Source organism: Mycobacterium sp. (assembly GCF_025965855.1).
Lineage (GTDB): Bacteria > Actinomycetota > Actinomycetes > Mycobacteriales > Mycobacteriaceae > Mycobacterium.
In genome coordinates, this window is record NZ_JAOPWB010000311.1 from 1 (window position 1) to 3,574 (window position 3,574).

A 3,574-nucleotide genomic window follows, 5' to 3' on the forward strand; every position below is an offset into this window, starting at 1 on the left:
CGATACCCAGCGGCAGGTGCGACTGCAGCCCGGGCTCGATGCCCACCGGCGGCACGTGCTGCACCGGGGCGGTCTCGGCCGGCGCACCGGGAACCGGCGATCCCGGCTCTTGCACGAACTGATTCACCGAAGCCGCAACGTTTTTGGATTCGGCGGGCGCCGTCGGGTTGTGCGTGAACGCTTGAGCGGCGGCCATCAGCAGCTGCGTCGCCTGCCCGGGATTGCTGGCCGCCTGCTGGATTATCGGGCTCAACTCCGATAGAGCGGGCAGGCCCGGCAGCTGCTGGGTTGAGTTCGGTTGCGGTATCGGCTGCGGCGCCGCCGGGTCGGCTGCCGCGCTCGGGCAAACCCCGAACGCGGCAGCCGACGCCGTGACGACAGCGGCCAAACCTTTGGACAGGTTCCAAGTGCTTGCCACGGTGTCCTCCGGTCCTCGGTGGTGGGTTAGTTGTCTAACAAGCCGCTCAGGGCAGGGCCGCAAGCAGTGGTGCCACCGGGTTAATAGGATTGACCGGTGCCGCCGGCGCGGCCGGTGCCGCCGGTGCCGCCGGTGCCGCCGGAGCCTGTCCCCCGGTCAGCGCCTGCAGATCCTGCGGGAGTGTCAGCTGCGCGGGGACGCTGACCGGCAGGCCGGACGGCAGCGCCGGCATGTCGACCTTCGCCAGCGGGATCTGAGGGGCCGCCGGCACGGCAGGGGCCGCCGGCACGGCGGGGGCCGTCGGCGCTGATAGCCCCGGGATAGCGGGCAGCCCCGGAATCGACGGGGCGGCCGGCACCGCGGAGGCCGCCGGCACCTGCTGGGTCAGGCCCGGGATCGAGCCGAACCCCGGGATCGTCGGCGTCGCCGCCGGGGCCGTGGCCGCGGCGGGCGGGGTGAGCCCCGGAATGGACGGGATGGACGCCGGAGGCGACACCGGCGAGGCCGCCGAGGGCATCCCCGGGAAGGTGATGCCGGGAGCGGCCGGCGCCGCCGGCGGGGTGGCGCCGAGGGCGGTAGCGAGGTTTTGCAGGATTTGCGGCGCGTTGGCCGCCGAGCTGATGAGCTGCTGCGGAATGTTCGGCACGGGTGGGGCCGGCACCGGATCAGCGTGGGCGATGCCGCCCGTCAGTAAGGCTGCGGACGAACCGACCACGACGGCGGCCGCACGCATATAGGTCCAGATGGTTGGCATGACTCTCCCTGATATCGACGACAGGTCCGGCGCCGAAGTTACTTTGATACTGGTGTGACTCAAGTGACACGTGTGGCATTTATTCGATCGTTACCGATACGAGTGACGGCGGTGACCGAGCGGCCGCCGCGATGGCTAAAGTCGGGCGGATAGACACCACCCACGCCGCCCCGGCGGCACCCCGCACCCGGCTGCCGGCGAGCTCACTTCGGGTGGCCGCCCCTGCGCTGCTGATTGCGAGCATCGCCGCGCGGCTCGCCTGGACATATCTGGCGCCGAACGGCGCGAACTTCGTCGACCTGCACGTCTATCTCGGGGCCGCCGCCGCCGTCGACCATCCCGGCAGCCTGTACAGCTACGCCTACGCCGACCAGACGCCGGACTTCCCGCTGCCGTTCACGTATCCGCCGTTCGCGGCGGTCGTCTTCTACCCGCTGCACCTGCTGCCGTTCGGCCTGGTGGCGTTCCTGTGGCAGGTCGCGACGATGGCCGCGTTGTACGGCGCGATCCGGATCAGCCAGCGCCTGATCGGCGTGCCCGCCGGCGCCGGCCACCGCGTCGCGATGGTGTGGACGGCGATCAGCATCTGGATCGAGCCGCTGCGCAGCACATTCGACTACGGACAAGTCAATGTGTTGCTCATGCTGGTGGTGCTGTGGGCGGCCTACACCACTCGGTGGTGGTTATCGGGGCTGCTGGTCGGCGTAGCGGGCGGGATCAAGTTGACGCCGGCGATCGCCGGCGTCTACCTCCTCGGCGTCCGCCGGTGGGGTGCGGCGGCGTTTTCGGCGGTCGTCTTCCTTGCCACCGTCGGCGTCTCGTTTTTGGTCGTCGGCGATCAGACCCACTACTACTTCACCGATCTGCTGGGCGATGCGCGCCGGGTCGGGCCGATCGCCACGTCGTTCAATCAATCCTGGCGCGGTGGCATCTCGCGGATCCTCGGCCACGACGCCGGCTTCGGCCCGCTGGTTTTGGCCGCCATCGCCGTGACGGCGGTGCTGGCCATCCTGGCCTGGCGGGCGCTGGACCGCCGCGACCTCCTCGGCAAGTTGCTGGTGGTCGAGTTGTTCGGGTTACTGCTCTCGCCGATTTCGTGGACCCACCACTGGGTGTGGCTGGTGCCGCTGATGATCTGGGCGATTCACGGGCCAGCACGCGAGCGCCCCGGCGCGAGGGTTGTGGGCTGGGGTTGGTTGGCGCTCACCATAATCGGCGTGCCGTGGCTGCTGAGCTTCGCGCAACCGACCATCTGGCAATTGGGCCGGCCCTGGTATCTGGCGTGGGCCGGGCTGGTCTACATAGTCGCGGCGGTGGCGACCTTGATCTGGATCGCTGCCACCGGCAGACACACCGCCGAGGCGACGGCTTAGCCCCCGACGATCCCGTCGATGTCGCGCGCCATGTCGACGTCGTTCTGCGTGATGCCACCCGCGGAGTGCGTCACCAGCGCGAAAGTCACTGTCCGCCAACGGATATCGATATCGGGGTGATGATCTTTGCTCTCGGCGTGCTCGGCCACGCGGCGCACGGCGTCGATGCCGTCGAGAAATCCCGGGAACTTGATCGACCGGCGCAGGGCGCCACCGACACGCTCCCATCCGTTGAGTCCGGGCAGTGCGGCGTCTACTTGCTCATCCGTTAACACAGCCATATCCCGACGGTATACCGTCACTGGCCATGCCGACCCAGATCGTCGTCGCCGCGGCGGTCATCTCCGGCTCCCGGGTCTTGGTCGCGCAGCGGGTCCGGCCGCCGGAATTGGCCGGCCGCTGGGAGCTGCCCGGCGGCAAGGTCGCGCCCGGCGAAACCGAGCAAGACGCGCTGGCCCGCGAGTTGGCCGAGGAGCTGGGCCTGGGGACGGGCGACATCGCGGTGGGTGACCGCCTCGGCGCCGACATCCCGCTGAACGGAATGATGACGCTGCGGGCGTACCGCGTGCGGCTGCTTGGCGGTGAGCCGCACCCGCGGGACCATCGGGCGCTGCGGTGGGTGACGGCGGGAGAACTGCCCGACGTCGACTGGGTGCCGGCCGACCGCGGCTGGCTGCCGGACCTGACGCGAGCGCTATGAGCAGCCTCATAAGAAGTCCACACCTGCGTGCGGACAACGCACAGCGCCGTCGCAGCTGACACGCGTGAAATCGGATCCGCTCAAGCGGCCGCACCATTTGGTGTGCATGCCGGGTTTTGCTCGTGCGGCTGGGGCGACGACACGCCGACCCGGCGCGCCGCCAGTGCACACTCAACGCCGCCACCGCACACTCAACGCCGTCGAGCAGTCGAGCATTGCCCGGTTCGCTATCTGGGGCCCCCGCTGCCAGAATCACCGACGTGCCATTCCGCAACGTCGCCATCGTCGCCCACGTCGACCACGGCAAGACCACCCTGGTCGACGCGATG

The 3,574-nt window shown here is 69.6% G+C and carries 5 protein-coding genes and 1 pseudogene; 3 read left to right on the forward strand and 3 right to left on the reverse strand.

The window, feature by feature from the left end:
- Both JWP83_RS26825 and JWP83_RS26830 read right to left on the reverse strand, forming a co-directional pair.
- Positions 1-418: pseudogene (locus JWP83_RS26825) on the reverse strand (hypothetical protein); the annotation flags it as partial.
- Positions 419-464: 46 nt separating this feature from the next.
- The gene (locus JWP83_RS26830) at positions 465-1,172 is read right to left on the reverse strand and encodes a hypothetical protein (RefSeq protein WP_297737504.1); all 708 of its coding nucleotides are present in this window, start codon (positions 1,170-1,172) and stop codon (positions 465-467) included.
- Between the two features lie 131 nt (positions 1,173-1,303).
- Here JWP83_RS26830 and JWP83_RS26835 point away from each other — a divergent pair, with 131 nt between their 5' ends.
- Positions 1,304-2,545 (forward strand): mannosyltransferase, encoded by a 1,242-nt coding sequence (locus JWP83_RS26835; protein WP_297737507.1) that lies wholly within the window; start codon positions 1,304-1,306, stop codon positions 2,543-2,545.
- On the opposite strand, the gene JWP83_RS26840 is transcribed toward JWP83_RS26835, so the two are convergent.
- Complete coding sequence (locus JWP83_RS26840; protein WP_297737510.1) at positions 2,542-2,826, reverse strand: 4a-hydroxytetrahydrobiopterin dehydratase; 285 nt, start codon at positions 2,824-2,826, stop codon at positions 2,542-2,544. The two genes, JWP83_RS26835 and JWP83_RS26840, sit on opposite strands and share 4 nt — an antisense overlap.
- A gap of 26 nt (positions 2,827-2,852) precedes the next feature.
- Between JWP83_RS26840 and JWP83_RS26845 the strand changes: the two genes are divergently transcribed.
- Positions 2,853-3,245 (forward strand): (deoxy)nucleoside triphosphate pyrophosphohydrolase, encoded by a 393-nt coding sequence (locus JWP83_RS26845; protein ID WP_297737513.1) that lies wholly within the window; start codon positions 2,853-2,855, stop codon positions 3,243-3,245.
- Between the two features lie 260 nt (positions 3,246-3,505).
- On the forward strand, positions 3,506-3,574 hold a 69-nt coding region (locus JWP83_RS31350), incomplete at its 3' end, for a GTP-binding protein (RefSeq protein WP_367185674.1).

What these genes read in the sequence shown, in the direction of transcription:
- JWP83_RS26830 (WP_297737504.1), bottom strand. Translation starts at nt 1,172, where the DNA reads ATGCCAACCATCTGGACCTATATGCGTGCGGCCGCCGTCGTGGTCGGT.
- JWP83_RS26835 (WP_297737507.1), top strand. Translation starts at nt 1,304, where the DNA reads ATGGCTAAAGTCGGGCGGATAGACACCACCCACGCCGCCCCGGCGGCA.
- JWP83_RS26840 (WP_297737510.1), bottom strand. Translation starts at nt 2,826, where the DNA reads ATGGCTGTGTTAACGGATGAGCAAGTAGACGCCGCACTGCCCGGACTC.
- JWP83_RS26845 (WP_297737513.1), top strand. Translation starts at nt 2,853, where the DNA reads ATGCCGACCCAGATCGTCGTCGCCGCGGCGGTCATCTCCGGCTCCCGG.